The organism is Paenibacillus sp. J22R67, from assembly GCF_059692175.1.
In genome coordinates this window covers 1,280,459-1,300,123 of record NZ_JCAUAX010000001.1, presented here as the reverse complement: position 1 = coordinate 1,300,123, position 19,665 = coordinate 1,280,459, and the positions used below count along the sequence as shown (strand labels likewise).

General features: G+C 44.7%; 12 protein-coding genes. All 12 read left to right on the top strand.

Going from position 1 to position 19,665, the window contains the following annotated elements:
- Positions 1-253: 253 nt before the first annotated feature.
- Positions 254-1,597, top strand: a complete 1,344-nt coding sequence (locus AC58VC_RS05715; RefSeq protein ID WP_497367842.1) for an ABC transporter substrate-binding protein — start codon at positions 254-256, stop codon at positions 1,595-1,597.
- 91 nt (positions 1,598-1,688) lie between these two features.
- On the top strand, positions 1,689-2,591 hold the full coding sequence (locus tag AC58VC_RS05710; protein ID WP_497367841.1) for a carbohydrate ABC transporter permease: 903 nt from the start codon (positions 1,689-1,691) through the stop codon (positions 2,589-2,591).
- A gap of 1 nt (position 2,592) precedes the next feature.
- Positions 2,593-3,423 (top strand): carbohydrate ABC transporter permease, encoded by an 831-nt coding sequence (locus tag AC58VC_RS05705; protein ID WP_497367840.1) that lies wholly within the window; start codon positions 2,593-2,595, stop codon positions 3,421-3,423.
- A 126-nt stretch (positions 3,424-3,549) separates the two neighbouring features.
- Positions 3,550-4,575: a dienelactone hydrolase family protein gene (locus AC58VC_RS05700; protein ID WP_497367839.1), complete on the top strand. Its 1,026-nt coding sequence runs from the start codon at positions 3,550-3,552 to the stop codon at positions 4,573-4,575.
- Between the two features lie 113 nt (positions 4,576-4,688).
- Positions 4,689-5,843 (top strand): glycoside hydrolase family protein, encoded by a 1,155-nt coding sequence (locus tag AC58VC_RS05695; protein WP_497367838.1) that lies wholly within the window; start codon positions 4,689-4,691, stop codon positions 5,841-5,843.
- Positions 5,844-5,888: 45 nt separating this feature from the next.
- Positions 5,889-8,330: a hypothetical protein gene (locus AC58VC_RS05690; RefSeq protein WP_497367837.1), complete on the top strand. Its 2,442-nt coding sequence runs from the start codon at positions 5,889-5,891 to the stop codon at positions 8,328-8,330.
- A complete protein-coding gene (locus tag AC58VC_RS05685; protein ID WP_497367836.1) occupies positions 8,327-9,904 on the top strand; it encodes a glycoside hydrolase family 43 protein in 1,578 nt (525 codons plus the stop codon). The genes AC58VC_RS05690 and AC58VC_RS05685 overlap by 4 nt, the downstream gene beginning before the upstream one ends.
- Before the next feature lie 139 nt (positions 9,905-10,043).
- The gene (locus tag AC58VC_RS05680; RefSeq protein WP_497367835.1) at positions 10,044-12,371 is read left to right on the top strand and encodes an AraC family transcriptional regulator; all 2,328 of its coding nucleotides are present in this window, start codon (positions 10,044-10,046) and stop codon (positions 12,369-12,371) included.
- A 241-nt stretch (positions 12,372-12,612) separates the two neighbouring features.
- The gene (locus tag AC58VC_RS05675) at positions 12,613-13,596 is read left to right on the top strand and encodes an ABC transporter permease (RefSeq protein ID WP_497367834.1); all 984 of its coding nucleotides are present in this window, start codon (positions 12,613-12,615) and stop codon (positions 13,594-13,596) included.
- 16 nt (positions 13,597-13,612) lie between these two features.
- The gene (locus AC58VC_RS05670) at positions 13,613-14,494 is read left to right on the top strand and encodes a carbohydrate ABC transporter permease (RefSeq protein WP_497367833.1); all 882 of its coding nucleotides are present in this window, start codon (positions 13,613-13,615) and stop codon (positions 14,492-14,494) included.
- Positions 14,495-14,546: 52 nt separating this feature from the next.
- A complete protein-coding gene (locus tag AC58VC_RS05665) occupies positions 14,547-16,160 on the top strand; it encodes an extracellular solute-binding protein (protein WP_497367832.1) in 1,614 nt (537 codons plus the stop codon).
- 84 nt (positions 16,161-16,244) lie between these two features.
- The gene (locus AC58VC_RS05660) at positions 16,245-19,652 is read left to right on the top strand and encodes a hypothetical protein (RefSeq protein WP_497367831.1); all 3,408 of its coding nucleotides are present in this window, start codon (positions 16,245-16,247) and stop codon (positions 19,650-19,652) included.
- The last annotated feature ends 13 nt before the right edge of the window (positions 19,653-19,665 follow it).

The following is a 19,665-nucleotide window of genomic DNA, read 5'->3' as shown; positions in this document are numbered from 1 at the left end:
TTCTGGGGAACAGCTTCTGCTTAGCTTCGTTTTGAAGCGTTGGCGGAAGCTGTTTTTCATATAGATGATCTCCATAGCATTCGTTCACACCTTCTTAAATTCATGCATATCGACCTTAAAAAACTTCATTCTAAACGATTTTGTCGTATGTTAGTCTTAAATCAGGAACAGAACAGCACCTGATGAGTCGAGAAAGCATACAGCATGAGTTGTTCACAAGAAGCTAGATATTAAAGGGAGGTTACTTTTAAACATGGTCAAAACTTTTTCTAAAGTACTCGTTGGATCGACAGCATTAGCACTCATTGTAGCAGGCTGCGGTAACAACAGTGATTCCGCAACTTCAACTTCAAGCGCCACTCCGGCTGGCACAGCTGCAGCGACGACGGCTCCGAAGAAAGACGTAACATTCAGCGTCATTTATGCAACTGGCGATCCAGCGACCAAACAAGCTGTGGTTGATTCCATTGCTGCTTACACGAAAGCAAATCCGAACGTTAAAATCAAAGATTTGAGTGAAACAACAACAGCTGCTTATCTAGACTTTTTGAAAACGAAAGATGCAGTTGGCGAATTCCCGGATCTTGTCGAAATGCGTGATACACAATTGTTCGCGGACGCTGGCAAGCTGGCTGAACTTCCTAAAGATCTACAAGGTTTGTTTGAAAGCGTGCCACAAGTAAATGGCAAAGTATACAATGCGCCAATCTCGCTACCTGCACCGCAAGGGATTATCTATAGCAAGAAAGCTTACGCGGATGCAGGCATTACTGAAGAGCCTAAAACGTATGCAGATTTCATCGCGGCTCAAGAAAAACTGAAAGCAAAAGGGATTTCACCGATTGTTGTCGGCGGTAAAGATATTTTCCACTGGGGCTTCTGGGTCAATAAATTCTTGATTGATGAAGTGTTCATCAATGATGCAGATTGGAACGCTAAACGTTCTGAAGGTAAAGTGAGCTTTACAGATGCAGGTCCAGCGAAAGCGATGCAACTGATGACAGATCTGTTCACTAAAGGTTACGTAGATAAAGGGTACATGAGTACGGCGGATAATCAAACGGCTTCCATGCTCGTAACAGGCAAAGCAGCAAGCTTGTACTCCGGTCCTTGGATGTTCCCAACGATCGCACAAGCGGATCCGAAATTTGATTTCGGATGGTACCCGGTACCGGATCAAAAAGGTGCTGTAAACGTTGTGGGTCTTGCTCAACCTGCAGGTTGGTCCCTGTCAGCAAATGCAGCGAAAGATGCAGATAAAACAGCTGCAATCTCGGATTTCATCAAATTCTTCTTCAGCAAAGAGCAATACCCGAAATACCTGAAAGTAGCAAGTGCAATTCCATCAACGAAAGAAAAAATGACCTATGATGCTTCACCTCAATTGCAAGAAGTGCTAACGATGATGGCGGATCCAAATGTGAAAAAATCGCTTCAAATCAACAACTTCTGGGGAGCTAACCAAATCCCGCCGCAATTCCGTAACTGGTTCTACAAATCCGTTCAAGATTGGTTAGTAAAAGGCGATTTCAGTGCTGATTACTTGAAAAAAGCGGATGCTGAGTGGGACACTGAAGTGAAGGCAATGAAAAAATAACAAACAAAAAGGCTGCAAACGGAGAACCTCTGCGTCACTTGCGGAGGTTTTCCTGCTACTGCCTTGAACATTCAATAGGAGGCATAAGAGAATGAACACCATACAGCCTGTAAAGAGAAAAAGAAAATGGCTAACCTTTTCTGTCGTGTTTCTTATTCCTGCTCTGATCCTCTACACCTTATTCGTTATGGTACCGACAGCGAGCAGTATCTACCTTAGCTTTACTTCCTGGGACGGTGTTAGTCCTGATATTCGTTTCATTGGTTTCGATAACTTCGTAGAGATGTGGCACAGCGAGCGCGTACATAATGCGCTGAAAAATACGTTAATATTGTCAGTTGTCCTAGTTATTATAGAAAATGCCGTTGCTTTGTTACTGGCGATGCTGGTCGATCAGGTGAAATGGCTCCGTAACTTGTTTCGCAGTATTTTTTACTTTCCAACGCTACTCAGCGGGATTGTTATGGGATTTGTCTGGACGATTATTCTGAATTACAACTTTGGTGTAGTTACGCAATTACTCGATAATCTGCATCTTTCCTTCTTAAAGGTTGATTGGCTTGGAAATCCGGATTACGCATTGATCGCTATCATTTTCGCAACGGTATGGAAAGGCGCCGGCTATTATATGATTATTTATTTGGCTGGGTTGCAGGGTATTCCGCCAGAGCTATCAGAAGCGGCTAGTATTGACGGTGCGAACCGCTGGCAGCAATTCCGCCACATCACGTTTCCGCTCCTGGCAGGTGCCTTTACGGTGTGCATGATGTTATCGATGATTGCGTCCCTCAAAATATTTGATCAGATCGCCGTCATGACGGACGGAGGACCTGGTTTTGCAACAGAAACACTGACTTACATTATTTATAAAGTCGGATTTGGCGAATTGCGGCAAGGATTCGGAACCGCATTATCACTTGTTCTCTTTATTCTGATTCTAATCGTATCACTCATTCAAATTAAGCTGCTTCGCAGCAGGGAGGTGCAGTTATAAGATGAGAAGACAGAAAAGCATACTGGAGATTCTCCTCTTTGTCCTGACGCTGGTCCTTGCCATTATCTTCTTCTTCCCGATCTATTTCAGCTTGATTTCCGCCTTCAAAAGCAATGGAGCCATTCTGCGAGACGCGATCTCATTTCCAACCAGCTGGTACGTGGACAGCTTCGTGTATCTGTGGACCAAAACAGATTTCCCAAGAGCGATGGTCAACTCCATCATATTAACATTGAGCTCGATTATTGCGATGATTGCGATCATCCCCATGGCGGCGTACGCCATTGAACGGACGAATAAAAGATGGACGAATATGGTTTATGTCTACTTTCTTGCTGGTATGATGATTCCGTTCCAAGTCTATATGATTCCTTTGTTTAAAGAAATAAAAATGATGGGCTTTTACGGTAACTTGAGTGGGCCAATTCTCATCTACATCTCAGGTTCAGTCGGATTCGGCGTGCTGCTTTATACAAGTTTTCTCAAAGGGGTGCCACGTGAAATTGAGGAAGCGGCTGAGATCGACGGTTGCTCCAAATACGGCATTTTCTGGCGGATCGTATTCCCACTGCTCGGGCCGTGCACAGCGAGCTTGGTCGTGCTGAACGGTCTCGGCATTTGGAACGACTTCCTGATGCCGAGCTTAGTATTACCTTCGGATAAACCTAAGACGATGATTGTTGAAATCTTCGGCTTCGTCGGCGAATATGCTTCCCAATGGGATATGGTATTCGCAGGTACCGCGATTTCAATTATTCCTGTCTTAATTGCGTTCATCGCGCTGCAGAAATACTTTGTCAAAGGGATTGCTGCGGGTGCGACCAAAGGCTAAGCTCCTGATAACTAAAAAAGCAGTCAAGAGGAAATGCCTCTATGACTGCTTTTTTAGTGCTCACTTAAGTCTAGTTGGAAATTTGACTATAAAAAGATTATGGAATTTAGTGAGGAGGATGTACTTATGTGGTATGCGGATCATTTTCTAGCATCCGAATATGAGAAATCAAGGATGAACCACGGGCAAGATCATAATATCCAAGCGGACGACGATCGGAAAGTACGGTTAAGAGAAGTTTTAGTGCGCTCCATCGGTACTTTTGAGAAGAACGAAAATCATACGCCAGTGCTTTTAGAAGAAATAGACTGTGGTACTTATATAAGAAAGCGGGTAGAACTCTCTGCCACGCCAGGATTAACTTTTCCTGCTTATGTATTAGTGCCGAAAGGATTTGAGAAGAGAAAACTGCCAGGTGTGATGGCCGTTCACGGTCACGGATATGGAAGTAGACAAATCTTGGGCATGCATCCAGACGGCTCGTGGGATGAAGGTCAGCCTGGCATTTATCGTAACTTTGCCCTCGAATTGGTTCATCGTGGCATGGTCGTGATTGCACCAGATGTCGTCGGATTTGGAGAGAGAAGGTTACAGTCAGACTTAAAGGAAGACCCTAATGCTCCTAGCTCTTGTTATACGATGGCTGCACAATTGTTAATGGTTGGTAAGACGTTGACAGGACTTCGTGTTCAAGAGGCTTTATGTACTTTAGATTACTTTAGTGGTTTGGAGGAAGTAGATCCAGAACATATTGGAATCATGGGTTTCTCAGGAGGTAGCTTGATAGCTTTCATTGCTTCCGTCCTAGACAAACGGTTACGAGCAACTGTGCTAGCAGGCTTTCCGAACACGTTCAAGGAAAGTATTCTTGCAGTTCACCACTGTCTGTGTAACTATACCCCAGGTATTCTAAATCATGCCGAACTACCGGAACTGATTAGCTTAATTGCGCCTAGACCGCTGTTTCTGGAGTCAGGGTTGGATGATCTTATTTTTCCTAAAGAAGGATTTATAAAAGCAGTCGAAGCAATTCGAGCTGCTTATACGAGTGTTGGAAAGGCAGATAATTTGGCAACAGATCTTTTCCCTGGTGCTCATGAGATTAGCGGGAGACTGTCGTATGATTGGATGTATGACAAACTAACAGAATAGTTTAGGATATTGCTAAAAAAACCGCATATTTTGCATAAAAAACTGTACATGACCTAGTGGTATGATTAATTCATATCCAAATAAATCAATTTTAAGGGGTAGGAGAAATGAGCATGCTTGAGGCACAAGATCAAATTTGGCTGGAGAATGTGATTGGCAAAATAAAATTGAAAATGGACTGGGTTAGCGAAAAGTCTAAACATAAGATTCCGTATACGACCATTAACGGAACCCATGATAATCGCATCGTGGACAATCCAACAGGTACAGAAACAGACGAAATTAACTGGTGGACCAATGGTTTCTGGGGCGGCATGATGTGGCTCATGCATCACGAAACCGGCAACGACAAATATAAAGAAATCGCACAAATCTCCGAAAAAGAATTAGATCGTTGTTTTGAAGAATTTTACGGACTGCATCATGATGTCGGCTTTATGTGGTTGCCGACAAGTGTGGCGAATTATAAAGTGACTCAAAATCCGGAATCTCGTAAAAGAGCGCTGCATGCCGCTGTTCTGCTCGCAGGTCGCTTTAATTTGGCAGGCGGCTTTATTCGTGCTTGGAACGATTTGGAGGGCTCCGATACAAGAGGCTGGGCGATCATTGACTGCATGTTCAATATTCCACTGCTGTACTGGGCTTCGGAAGAAACCGGCGATCCGCGGTTTAAGCAAATCGCAATAAAGCATGCAGATACGTGCATGACAGCGTTTGTACGCCCGGATGGGTCTGTTAACCATATCGTGGAATTTGATCCATTTGAAGGCGGTGTTGTTCGCACATATGGGGGGCAAGGCTATGAAGAAGGCTCTTCCTGGACGAGAGGCCAGACCTGGGCGTTGTACGGGTACATGATGAGCTATATTCATACGCAAAAGGAAGAGTATTTGCAGACCGCTAAACGGATTGCCAACTATTTTATCGCGAATATTCCTACGGATGGCGTGATTCCAGTTGATTTCCGGCAGCCGAAAGAACCGATACGCGAGGATGATACGGCTGCAGCAATTGCAGCATGCGGTCTGATTGAAATTGCGAAAGTTGTAGGCGAGCATGAAAAGGATCTGTATCTGGGTGCTGCGTTGAAGATGCTCCAAACGTTGGATAGCTCCCGAATCAATTGGACAACAGACAGTGATAGCTTGGTTCAATACGGTTCAGCGGCCTATCATTCGGCAAACCATCATCACGCGATTATTTATGGCGATTATTACTTCATCGAAGCGATTTTCAAGCTAAAAGGGAACGATTTGTATCTGTGGTAGTGGTTATCGAACTAGGATAAGTAACTAAAAGGAGCATTAAACATCATGGATGCAAGCCGTTTGAGGTTTATGGCGCTGTGGGCTATTAATGACAGCTTGGATTTAGGCAAATTAAAGCAGCAGCTGGATGACATGCAAGTGACGGGGATAACGGGTGTCGTCTTTCATCCTCGCAATTATCCGGATATACCTGTCTATATGAGCAAAGCATATTTGACTATCGTCTCCGATTTGATTTTGTATGCGAAATCAATTGAGATGAGCTTCTGGATTTATGACGAAAACGGTTGGCCATCGGGAACGGCAAGTGGGCAAGTGATCGCTCGTCGTCCTGATTTGATTTGTGAATGGGTAGAATGGCGTGAGGAAGTAAGTGGCGAAGGAACGGTACACTTCCACAAGAAAAATGCCGTATCCTCGCTGGACCCGCAGGCGACATCGTTGTTTATAGAGATTACGCATGAAGGATACCGCAAAGGTCTGTCGCAAGAGGCCTGGGCGTATGTGACTGGATTTTTCACCGATGAAGTAGCCTTTCTTGATGGACATAGCGTCTCGGTGAAGCAGGGTGATGTTCCATGGGTAAGTACGCTACCAGAAATGTACCAAGCACGATTTGGCGAGGATTTGCACCCGCTTTTACCTTTGTTATTTATTGAAGGTGAACGAAGTAGAGAAGTGCGTGTACGCTATTGGGAGTTGATCACAGATGCGCTCATCGAAGGCTTTTACAAGCCGATCCAAGATTGGTGCGCAGCCCAAGGCAAGCTGTTTACGGGGCACTTGAAAGGGGAGGAAAATCCGTTCTTTCAATTGTCCTACAGTGGATCCTGCTTCCATATGTTAAAAGGTTTGACCATGCCGGCTATTGATGCGTTGGAACGCTTCCCCGGCAACGACTTCTATCCGCGTATGGTGCACTCGGTATCCGTACAGCAAGGCCGCGAAAGCAGTCTCGTAGAAGCACATGGCGGCAGTGGATGGGGCGTGACACCCGAATCGTTTTCGACTTATATCCTGTGGCTCGCTGGTCATGGTCTGGAACAATTTGTCCTACATCTTGCACAATTCCGCTTGAAGTCGGAAGCGGTCCACGATTGGCCGCCATCGATGCCGCTGCATCTAACCTGGCGGCATGCACTCCCGGCAGTGCTAGATGATATCCGCAGCAAGGTTGCAGAGCTGCCAGAGCTTCGTTCCAACCAGCCGGAACTGCTCATTGTGACACCAACACGCGGCATCATGGAGCACTTTGACCCTCGGGATGCGATGGTGATCAACGAGCATAACGGGGATGGTGTTCCAGATACAGTGAGCGGCAGCTTGAGTAATCAATTTATTGCACTTGTTCAGCAGATTCATGCATCCGGCGCACACTATGAACTGTCCGAAGAGCGTACATTAGAGGAGATAGGGGCTGTAGCCGAGGGATGGCTAACAGTCGGGCACCGAGCTTATAGCAAGGTGCTCGTCTCTAACAGCTGCAGCTGGATGCGGGATGATGCGGGTAAAACGATCGTCGATCGCATGCTGGCTTCAGGCGTCGAAGTCCTTTCCGCAGAAGCGTTTGCAGCTAGCGCCGAGCCAAGCGAGCAACCGGGTGCGCATACGCTCACCGAGGAGATACCGGTTCAAACAGCTTGGGTTGCATCCATTCCGTCTGCCAATCTCTTTGCCGTGGAGTTCACCCCGAACGAGGGAGGCAAGTTGGCAGCATCTGTCGAGATCGGAGCATTCGATGAGGATTCGGAGATGGATGTTGTCTTTCTGGATGAACCGAAGGCACTGTCATTGAACGGTCGTGTATTCGGCAATTACACCGTTAAGGATGAACGTTATCGCTACCGGGTTCCTCACAACTTGCTTGCCGGAGGCGGCAGCCTGGAGCTGCTGTTGGAACTGGCTGAAGTCGATGAACCCAATCCTGTCGTATTCATGGAAGGGAATTTTGTTGTTAGAAGCTTGTCGGCGTACCTTGATAAGGATGCCAGGCAGCAACAGACCGAAGGTCCTTTCTTGCTTACGCCAGCCTCGGAGGTGGAAGCAGCTGATCTAATCGCAGCAGGCTTACCGTTTTGCGGGGCACAAGTGAAGGTTACGAAAAGCTTTGAGATAGGACAACATGCTGAGCATGTCACTTTGCAGCTTACTGGCATCCATGCTGATGCAGCACAAATTTATGTTGATGGCGCTGAGCTCGGGTGGACATGGGGACCTAATTGGTACATGAATCTGCCAGAAGGGCTCGCAAGAGGCAAACATGAACTTGCCGTACAGCTTATTCCTAGTACCTTTAATGTGTTTGGTCCACATCGGCATGTGGATGGCGACCGCCATCTGACGAGCCCAGATCAGTACAAAGGCGTCAAGAACTTCGCGGATTCACCAGATGCACCTGATCACACTCTCGGGAAGGCATTTCATTTTGTGAAGTTTGGTATTAGCGGTGAGATCAAGCTATTACGACAAGGGAGCACGACAGCATGATTCAAAATCCAATTTTACGTGGCTTCAACCCGGATGCATCGATCATTCGGGTTGAAGATGACTATTATATTGCAACATCTACCTTTGAATGGTTTCCAGGTGTGCTCATTCATCATTCCAAAGATTTGATGAACTGGAGGCCGTTGACACGTCCACTAGATCGCTTGAGTCAACTTGATCTGCGCGGAGTGCCAAGCTCAGGCGGTATTTGGGCGCCATCCTTAAGCTACGACAACGGTACCTATTATCTATGTTTTACGAATGTGGTTGGTCGAAAAGGCGTATATAAAGATCTGCACAACTATATTGTGACAGCGCCTTCGATTGAAGGGCCATGGTCTGAGCCGATCTATCTGAATTCTAGCGGTTTTGATCACTTTTTGTTCCACGATACGGATGGCCGCAAGTATTTGTTTAACATGCAGTGGGATTTTCGCAAAAACAGAAGCAGATTCGCTGGCATCATTATGCAGGAGTTCTGCCCGGATGAAGGCAAGCTGATCGGCGAAATCAAGCTGATTACCCAAGGGACAGATTTAGGTGTTACGGAAGGTCCGATGGTGTATAAGAAGGATGGGTTCTACTACTTGCTCGTTGCCGAAGGGGGAACGGGTCCGATGCACGCAGCAACTCTCATGCGGGCGACTTCCGTCGACGGTCCTTATGAAGTTGATCCTGACTATCCGATTATCACGACAAGAAATACGCCAGAGCATCCTTTACAAAACGCAGGCCACGGCTCCTTAGTAGAAACGCAATTCGGTGACTGGTACATGGTATTTATTTGTTCTCGTCCTCTTCCGGATGGTAACAAGCTAAGTCCCTTAGGGCGAGAAACTTCGCTGCAAAAAGTAGAGTGGACACCGGACGGCTGGCTGCGACTGGCAGCAGGTGGGAAGCAGCCGCAGCTGTATATTCCGGAGACGGAGCTCACAGCGCATCCGTTTGCTCCAGACCTGATCCGGGATGATTTTGACGAACTGAAGCTCAGTGTGCATTGGCACACATTGCGTGTCCCGGCTGATGAGTCATGGTTAAGCTTAACCGAGCGTCCTGGCTTCTTGCGATTGAAGGGAAGAGAGTCACTGACCTCATTGCATAACCAAAGTCTCGTGGCAAGACGCATTCAAAGCTTCCAGTGCGAAATGGTAACATGCGTGGCGTTCGAGCCGGTAGCTTTTACCCAAATGGCAGGTCTTGTACTTTATTATGATGAGTCCGATCATTACTATCTGCGCATTTCCCACGATGACCAGCTCGGCAAGCATCTGGCGATTGTCGTAAGCGATCAGGGGCAATATGACGAGTTGGACGCTTATGTGCCGATTCCTGAAGGGGAGCGCATCTATCTAAAAGCCGCAATGAATCTCGACAAGATTCAATTCTCTTATCGCACTGACGGTCAAGCGTGGCAGACGATCGGTCCGACGTTGTACTCAGGCAATCTTGCCGACAGCTATCAGCGGAAATTATCTTTTACAGGTGGTTTCGTTGGACTTTGTACACAGGATTTGCGAGGAACTCGCCTGCATGCGGACTTCGACTTCTTTGATTACATGGAGTTGGATGCTTAATGCAAAATCCTTAAAAAAGCGCATACATTTGTTGAAAAACTGCATCCAATTTCCTTCACCTTTCTGATACAGTAAAAAGAGGCGACCTATCTAACGGCTGTCTCTTTTTTCTTTTGCCATAAACCAGAGGAGGATCGTGATGAAAAGTTTGCAAGCCTTCCTGAAAAATAAAAATATGTTGATTCGAATTATTTTGTCCTATCTGTTGGTAGGGCTCTTAGTCATTGCCATACTGACGTTTGTCATCGCGTCCAAAGTGTCCCGAAATTTAACGGAACAGATTAATCGATCAACCGATACGGCTATTGAACAGTCTTTCAATACAGCGAACATTTTATTGACATCGACATTCACTAATTTCGGAAGTCTGTTTAACGGACCTGAAATTCAGATGAGCTTTTATAATATGGACTTCAATACGAGTGAACTTGGTCGGATTGGCAACAAGCTCTATGAATTAACCAGTACGAATCCACTGATCCACTCGATCTATTTGCTAAATGATCAGAAGAAGCTGGCTTTCTCTTCACTTAGTACCGTCAAATCGTTTGAGGACTTCTATGACCCTGATGTGCTTAATCTATTGGCAAGTATTCAGCCCAATCGCTCGAACATTTTTTATCCCCGACATATCGATTATGCCATTTATGATAAGAAATATAAGATGAATGTGATTTCTCTCCTATTTCCAAATGCGGTTGGCAAGGTGGCGAATGGCGCGATGGTGCTTAATTTGGACCAGCGTACACTGCAAAGTATGGTCATGAACGGCGCGCAAAGCAGTTTGTTCGAATCCATGATTTTGAATAAACAGGGCACCGTTATTACTCACTCGATGAACGAGATGATTAATAAGAATTTAACAGATGAGTCCTATGTTCAGTCAATTAATAACTCTCCTACACCGAAAGGTTCTTTTGAATTTAAAAAAGAAGGTCGCAATTACCGAGTTTCCTATATCAAATCAGAAAGCTTGGGATGGACGTTCATTGGCTTAATCGATTATGAGAATCTCTTGCGTGAAGTCAAGGAAACACAACGGTTCATTTTAATGATGACCGGCTGTCTACTTCTGATTGTTTTGCTTATTGGCGGCTTCTTTACGAAGTGGATTTACGGTCCAATTCATCGTCTTCTTGCGAAAGTGAATCATTCCGCTGGAGGTGCCAATAAGCCGCAAGGAGAATCCGAATTGGATGTGCTTGGTAGGACATTTTTTTATTTGGATCATCAGATTCAGGATCTACAGTTGAGTGTACAGGATTATCGATCGGCCAAAAGGCACGAGGTGCTTCGCCTGCTGACATCTGGAGGCTGGTCGAATGAAGAGGAGATGGCTAGAAAACTGGCCAACGTGGGGATTGAATTTACTTATCCGAGATATGTTGTATGTTTGCTTCGACTCGATGCCTACCGTCAGCTGCTAGCTACGTATAAGGTGTCAGATATTGCCTTGCTAAGATATGCAATATCGAATATAGCCGTTGAGGTCAGTTCTAGCCGAATGCCATCTGTTTGTTTTGACTCAGGCGATGATGGAATCGCAATAATTATGAACGTGCAGGAGAATATTGAGCTAGAGCCGAAAATCACAGATATGCTGCAAGTCATTCAAGACAATGTGGCTCAATTTCTACATCTATCCGTTTCAATTGCAGTGGGATCGGAGAGTTTAGCTTTATCGGAAATCGAATCCTCAAGGGAGGCAGCTAAGCTTGCTTCCACTTATCGCATTATCTTTGGGAACGGAGCCATTATACACTCAGGCATCGAAAAGTCGAGAGAGCCGCTGCAAGACAGCCAAGTCTCTGCCTTGGAGAAACAGATCACGGATCAGTTAAAACTCGGGGATATGGCGAGCATCAGAGAAGCCTTTGCTACCTTCCTTGCCTATACCCGCCAAGCTACACCTGATGAGATGATGCTCAGCTTGACTCAGTTGCTCATTTCTACAGCGCGAACAGCTAAAGCAATGACCATGCCGATCAGCACGGATTCAATCATGGATATCGGTGGCCTCATGGCAACGCTCAATCAATGGGAGACGATAGAAGAAATCGAGGCTTGGTATTTAGAGTTATGTGAGCAAACCATTGGCTCTAGAGACTTGCAGTCGCAACAGAAGAACAAGTGGATTGTGGATAAAATAATTCTATATATTCATGAGCATTATGCAGATTCGAACTTAACCGTTGAGTCATTGGTGGAAGTAGGCGGCCTCTCTATGAATTACATGCGTAAAGTGTTTAAAGAGATTGCGGGACAATCGATTACCTCCTATTTGAGTGAATACCGTTTCGCCAAAGCCAAAGAACTGCTCGTTGAAACCGATCTTCCAGCAAATAGAATTGGCGAGATGGTAGGGATGGAAAATACGAATTATTTTTATGTATCTTTCAAAAAGCATTGCGGCAAGACACCGGATCACTATAGGAAACATCATAAGTTCAGCGTACAAGAAGCGTAATAAGGCGTATTCCAGCAACATGATACGTATTTAAAATCTGATAGCGGACCTATGAACTTTGGCATAATAAGTTCATATGTTCGCTTTTTAGATGATAAAAGCATAAATGAATGAAAGTGGTGTAATTTCACACATGGATTTCGGTGAAAACCAGTGATTTTGACTACATCTTAAACTTTCAAGAAGAAACGATCCAACGTAAAGTAGAGTCATCGAGCTGGTGAAAGGAGGAAACAACAAGATGAGCAACACAATTACATCTACACAAACAACGATGAAAGCATCGAAGGTTAAGAAACAACGTGGTGCGGTTAGTGCTTTTCTTTACGAGCTGAAGGTTAATAAATTTATGTACTTTTTGGCGCTTCCCGGAGTTATCTGGTTCTTAGTCTTTGCTTATCTACCAATGGGGGGGATTGTTGTCGCCTTCCAAGACTTCAAAGCGGTGAAGGGGATTACTGGAAGTAAATTCGTCGGATTAAAAAACTTCCAATTCTTCTTCAACTCCAGCGATTGGATTAAAATCGTGAGCAATACGGTATTTCTGAACGTACTGTTTATTACATTCGGAACGATTGCCGCTGTTGCGATCGCGATTATGGTGACGGAGATTGGAGGTAAATGGTTTAAGAAAATTTCCCAATCCGTTATGATTTTTCCGCATTTTCTCTCTTGGACGGTTGTTGCCATGTTCATGACAGCTTTCGTGGCGACAGATGGAGGATTCTTAAACCAATTCATAGGTATGTTCGGGATTGAACCCATACAATACTTGTCTTCTCCGCACTACTGGCCAGCCATTCTCGTTATGTTGAAAATTTGGCATGGGGCTGGCTTCGGTTCCATTGTCTACATGGCCACGATTTCGGGTATTAATCCGGAAATTTATGAATCTGCTGCCATGGACGGCGCGAGTCGTTTCCAGAAAATTCGTTTTATCACCCTGCCGCTCTTGAAGTCGACAGTCATTCTATTGACCATACTTGCAGTCGGGGGCATTTTTAACGGAGATTTCGGCATGATTTATGCGATTATTGGCAGAAATCCGCTTCTTTATCCATCGACAGATGTCATTGACACTTACGTTTTCCGTGCATTAATGGATCTTGGGGACATGGGGATGTCAGCAGCTGTCGGCTTCTTACAATCGATTATTGGATTCATTTTAGTGATCACAGTGAACTATGTGGCTAAGAAAACATCGCCAGACTCGGCTATCTTTTAAGAAATGGAGGCTGCATATGATTCAAGAGAGTTTATCAGACAAGTTGTTGAAATTCGTTTTTTATCTCATTCTTGTTTTGTTCTCGATTTACTGTTTGATTCCTTTTATTTCGGTTCTGGCAAGCTCGTTTGCTACAGAAGGAGAAATATTGAAGAAAGGCTATACATTTTTTCCAAAAGAATTCTCCCTACAGGCGTATAAATTGATTTTTGAAGATAATACAATCTTTCGCGCGTATGGAGTGACCACCTTCGTTACCCTCGTCGGCACGACGTTATCGATGATTTTCACCAGCGCAATGGCTTACGCCATTTCCGTTAAATCGGTCAAATATCGAAATAAAATCGCGTTTTTCGTTTATTTTACGATGCTGTTCCATGGTGGTTTGGTCGCTTCCTATTTGTTGATTTCCAAATATTTAGGAATGAAAGACTCGATTTGGGTACTCATCATCCCGAGCATGATCAGCGCTTGGAACATGTTTCTACTGCGAAATTTCTTTGCAACGATTGATGAGTCGCTTGCTGAATCCGCAAAGATGGATGGTGCGAACGATGCCTATATTTTATTTCGTATTATTCTTCCAGTTTCGCTGCCCGCGCTCGCTACAATTGGTTTGTTCTACGCTTTGAGTTATTGGAACAATTGGTTCAGCGCGCTGCTGTATATCAACGATCCACATAAGTTTCCGCTGCAATATTTAATTCAGCGTATTATGAACAATTTGGACTATATTAATCAGGTTTCTGCCGATGTAAATATCCCCAACTTTGTCCCGCCAGCGATTACAGTACGGTTGGCTACGACAATCGTTACGATCGGCCCAATCATTTTCTTGTATCCGTTTTTACAGAAATATTTTGTCAAAGGTTTAATGGTTGGTGCTGTGAAAGGCTAGTTCCGCTGTCTGCGGTTTAGTATAGATGAGGAATATTAGGGAGGATAAAGACATGAAAACGAGAACGCTTTCTACTTCGTTATTGGCAGTAGCAGTGATTACTACGGCTACGGCTTGCAGCGATTCCAAACAACTTGAAGAAAGTCCAGCAGCTTCTGCTGCTGCTTCCGCAGCACCAGCGAAACTTTCGCCTGTGACTCTAAAGGGGATGCTTTTCGGTGATCCGCCGAAAGATATGCAACTCGTTATGGATGAATTCGAAAAGCGGACCAAAGACTCGCTGAATACGAAATTAAATATTCAATGGAATCCCAGTGCTGATCATAAGCAAAAAGTGAAGTTGATGATGACTGCCGGTGAAGAGGTTGACTTCGTGTTTGACGCCGATTTTATGAATCTGAAGGAGCTTGTACCACAAGGTGCCTATGCGCAGCTGGATAAATATTTTAATAATGATGCCTATCCAGGTTTAAAGAAGGCTTTTACTCCTGAATTTGTAGAAGCGAATAAGCGTTTTGACGGACATCTGTACACGATTCCTTTCACGCAATATTTCTTTGATCTACCTGTCGTGTATATTCGTAAAGATTTACGGGAGAAATACGGTTTAGATAAGATTAACAGTTATGAAGATCTAGAGAATTTCTATAAGAAAGTACAAGAGGCTGATAAAACGCTAACTCCTCTTGCGGTAAAAGGTAATGGCGGCTTTCAGGAAATTTGGACAGGTGAAAGTAATACGAAGATTCCTAATGTTGGTACAGTTGGTATTGCTGGTATTCCAATACTTGTTCAACTATCTGATGATGGGAAGAAAGTTCAAAATATGGCTGCGCTGGGTGACGACACTGCAGCGTTTGCGAAGCTGCCTGCTCCCTTCAATACGGCTAAGACTGCTTATCCACAGTACGATAAATGGGCGGAATGGAGCAAGTTTTTAGAGAAAGACGTTGTTAGCCAAAAGGATAATAAAGCTTATTTCATGTCAGGAAAAGCAGCTTCTTATTATGGCACAATTAGCTCCTTTGCAGCAGATAGAAAGAAGCTGAAAGAAACGATCTCTACGGCAGATCTGGAGTTTTTCGTGCTGAGAAAAGATATTCGTGATATGAAACCGCAAGCCATCAGCACGAACTACAGATCAAACAATTCGATTGCAATTCCTACGACTTCTAAAAACATAGATAGAACAATGAAGTATTTCGATTGGTTGTTTAGCTCTCAAGAAAACCATGATTTAATTGAATACGGTATTCCAGGTATACACTGGGAAGCAGTAGGCAGCAATCAAATGAAATTATTGGATGAGTCCAAAAATTATGTGTTTAATGCTTTTGAAATGTCTTGGAATCCAACGATGATCCGACTCAGTCAAGATTTGGATGACACATCACGCAAATATTTTGAATACTCGGCGAAAGCGGATACGTATTATTCAGCGCCGTTAGCCATGTTTACATTTGACAGTACAAATGTGAAAGCGGAAGTTGCAAGTATTACCTCCAAAACGGATCCATTTATTCAACTGCTAAAAGCTGGTCAAATCAAAGACTGGGAAGCTCAGACTGCAAAGTTGAGCGGTGAGTTGAAAGCGCTTGGCATGGATAAAGTCCGCACAGAGCTGCAGAAGCAAATCCAAGCTTATTTGGATAAAGGCGGCAAATAATAATACGGGCGACAGTTGAGTGTGATTGTGCTCAAATGTCGCTTTCTTTTGTCAAACTTTTAAAAGTAGAAAGGAGTGAATCAAATGACAAATCGAATAAATATGTTGGAAGAGTGGCATCATTCAGGCGCCAAAGGCGGCTATGGGTATCAACTGAAAGAGGGCTTGAAATTGGAATTTCCAACTCCAGAGGGGGCCGTTGGTTGGTATCCGATTGGGTTCGAAAGAGGGAATGATGCAGCGCTGGATGTCATGGGCTGGCATGGTTTGGAACTTGCCATTTATTCAGCAGATGAAGAAACGGAAGTAAACGTAATAGCTAGGTTCATCGATGGGCGGTCAGTGACTGCAGTGATCTGGCTGGCAGGAGCGGGAGAGCATAGAGTCAGACTGAAGTTGTCTGATTTTGATATGGAAACGAGCAAAGGAAATATTTGGAGATTTCTCAAAGGTTTTGAGCTGCACGGAGAAGCTGAACTCATTCGGGCGGAACTTCGAAGAGGTCAGAAAATCTATGTGGAAAGCGATGTACGGGGCAAATCCGGTGAGATTGGTGATGATGTTGTTTATACGATGACAATTCATAATTGCACGGAGGATAAGCAAAGCGTTACTGTCAAGCAGGTGTTTGAAGGCTGGGAGTCATTACTGCCGATCGTTACACCTTCGCGATTTATTTTAGAGTCAAATGGGGAGCAGAAGGTTACAGCGAGGGTTAACGTACATGAACGAATGGTGCCTGGGGGGCATGAAACGACGACTCTTCGTTTTATCGCAGGCGGAGACAGTGAAAATGCCGTTCAAGTCGCATTAAAAACGATGCGCAGCTTACAGCATCCTTATATTTATCATAATGAAGAACAATGGGAAGCGGTTAAAAAGAAGATTGATACCCATGCCGTCTTTAAATCAGGGTATGACAATATCATCACAGTTGCCGATCAGTGGGAGGTGACTCCGCCGCTACCTGTTAATGAGAGAGACTACTGCTATAACACAAGTGAAGAATATGGGATTATGTCGGCTGCATATGCCTATGCATTGACCAAGGAGTTGAAGTATGCAGAAAAAGTAGCGGAATTCTTACGTTATTTCATTGATGAAGACAACGGATATCCGAAAAAGAAGAAGGGTTGCAGCCAAAGCTATGTGCAGGAGGGGCACTTTTTTCAGCATTTAGCGATTCCTTACGATATCATTCACGATGCTAATGTGCTAACCGAGGAAGATCATCGTGGTATTGAACAATCGTTCCGGATCTACATGGACATCCTGGATCACCATCTTCAGAGAGGTCATATTTCCAATTGGCTCTTATCCGAAATCACAGGTGCCTTGTATTGTGCACTAGCGATTCAAGATATGGAAAGAGCACTTCGCTTTGTATACGGCGCTGGAGGCTCGATCGAGCAATTGAAATACGGTTTGTTTAACGATGGATGGTGGCATGAATGTTCTGTAGGATACAACACGTGGGTTTCGTCCATGTATATCCATACTGCGCATGCGCTACTTCCGTTCGGATACAATTTGCTGCACACGCATTTCAGGATTCCATTTAATGACGAAGTTAACAGTACATATGACGGCCAAGAAGCGGAAGTAAGATTCGGGATGTACAACAAGAAGTGGGGCGGCAATCGTAAAAGCTACGTTTGTATCAAAGATTTGTTCGATGCGGTCATTCCGTTCCTCGATGATCGTGGTGTGCTGTTCGGCATCAGTGATTCCGATGAGAAGAAATTGGATGGCGTTCATTTCGGTTCTACATTTGATTTGGCCTATCAATATTATAAGGATCCAGAATACATCGCGGTTATTCAGAGGTTTGAACAAGTAGATCCTATTTTCGGGCATGCCGAGCTACCAGAGTATGTCTCTACCTATACGAAGAAAAACGCATTTTCAGATAATGTAGGTATCGCCATGTTAAGAAGTCAGACGGAGAACCGCGAACAAAAAGATCAAATTCAAGCTGTCCTGCGATATGGTTCACATGGGTATGCACATGGTCATTTCGATCGCACAGAAGTGCTATCCATCATGCGTCATGGACGCAGCTTCTTTAATCCTGAGCATGTCTGGTGGGGCTACGGGCATTTTATGTATAAGTTTTATGTGCAGAATTCGATGACCAAAAACATGGTGGTTGTCGACGGGAAAATGCAGGTGCCAAGCGACTCCAAACGCCTGATGTTTTATAGCGGGCAAGTCATTCAGGCTACAGCAATCGAAACTGTGTCACGTTGGTCTTATCCGCCTTATGGCGGCATGATTTATAACGACAATGAAACATTGGCAGATCGGTGTCTAATGAACGCAAGTTGGCTGCCAGAAGTGAAGGATGCACCACCATATGGCGCTTTATCGGATTTCACGGAACCGATCGTACAGCGAAGAGTGATGGCCGTTACGGATGATTATTTGGTTTTGTTTGATTATGTGAAAGGAGAAAAGGAGCATCAGTACGACAGCCTATTTCAAATTAAAGGGTTTAAAGGGATCCAAGGGGAGGATGTGAGTTTAACTAAACATACGAGTCAATGGACGGATAATCCTTTGTCGGACGCCCAGTTTATAACGGACTGCCATTGGTATGAAGTCTCTGGAGCAAGCATCGCCAGCTTCGAGACGGTGTTCGGCGATGGGGAAGATATGCGCGGGAATCGAACTGCACATAATATCCCTGGCGTACTGAAGATGGACGTTCATACCGCTTGGCCACGTCAATCAGTTCAAATCACTGGCAGAGCAGCAGAACATCATGGTATTACAATCCCATTCACTTATCAGGTAGAGGTTGATGGTGAGGTTCAAGCGGAAGGAGAGTTTGGGGCATGGCTGCTTGGTGAAGGTAAATGTGATGTTTCGCTGCAAGGAGCGAAGATGATGAAGTTAAAAGTGAACAATCATCCTGTCTATAATGAGCAGCGGTATCCACAACGAACCAAACAAGGGCTGTTCTGGGGAGATGCTTATTTAGTCCTGGCAGACGGAAGCAGAAAACCTTTATCCGAGCTAACCTTCATGTATGAGAATATCGATCGTGGCTTCGGTATTGGCAAAGATTACGAAGGTGGACGAGTAACGATTGTTGGCAATGAATATTCGAATGCGATTCCGACGAGTCCTATCGATCATGACAAGGAAGGCACCATAAATGTGGATGTGTCAGGGATGGGAGCTGTGCGTTTCGTAGGGCTTATAGGAGCTGACGCGTTTCCTGGCGACGAGACTCAACGTCGAATCACATATGCAGTCCGAACAGAAGGGCAGATTGGTCGGTTTATTACGGTTATTGAGCCATTTGAATCCCAAGCGATGGTTGTATCGGTGCAGGCTATTGATGACAGTACAGTGGAAGTACGGCTGAAGGACGGCAGAACACAGATACTCACAGTTGACCATATCGAGGCTGAAGATGTATCCGTCCGAATTGTGGAGTCCAAAGAAGGTCGAATCGTTCGTGAAGAACTCGCTTTCGGCAGATAGAGCAGAGCAATAA

Coding starts and splice junctions, on each gene's coding strand:
- AC58VC_RS05715 (WP_497367842.1), top strand. CDS start 254: ATGGTCAAAACTTTTTCTAAAGTACTCGTTGGATCGACAGCATTAGCA.
- AC58VC_RS05710 (WP_497367841.1), top strand. CDS start 1,689: ATGAACACCATACAGCCTGTAAAGAGAAAAAGAAAATGGCTAACCTTT.
- AC58VC_RS05705 (WP_497367840.1), top strand. CDS start 2,593: ATGAGAAGACAGAAAAGCATACTGGAGATTCTCCTCTTTGTCCTGACG.
- AC58VC_RS05700 (WP_497367839.1), top strand. CDS start 3,550: ATGTGGTATGCGGATCATTTTCTAGCATCCGAATATGAGAAATCAAGG.
- AC58VC_RS05695 (WP_497367838.1), top strand. CDS start 4,689: ATGCTTGAGGCACAAGATCAAATTTGGCTGGAGAATGTGATTGGCAAA.
- AC58VC_RS05690 (WP_497367837.1), top strand. CDS start 5,889: ATGGATGCAAGCCGTTTGAGGTTTATGGCGCTGTGGGCTATTAATGAC.
- AC58VC_RS05685 (WP_497367836.1), top strand. CDS start 8,327: ATGATTCAAAATCCAATTTTACGTGGCTTCAACCCGGATGCATCGATC.
- AC58VC_RS05680 (WP_497367835.1), top strand. CDS start 10,044: ATGAAAAGTTTGCAAGCCTTCCTGAAAAATAAAAATATGTTGATTCGA.
- AC58VC_RS05675 (WP_497367834.1), top strand. CDS start 12,613: ATGAGCAACACAATTACATCTACACAAACAACGATGAAAGCATCGAAG.
- AC58VC_RS05670 (WP_497367833.1), top strand. CDS start 13,613: ATGATTCAAGAGAGTTTATCAGACAAGTTGTTGAAATTCGTTTTTTAT.
- AC58VC_RS05665 (WP_497367832.1), top strand. CDS start 14,547: ATGAAAACGAGAACGCTTTCTACTTCGTTATTGGCAGTAGCAGTGATT.
- AC58VC_RS05660 (WP_497367831.1), top strand. CDS start 16,245: ATGACAAATCGAATAAATATGTTGGAAGAGTGGCATCATTCAGGCGCC.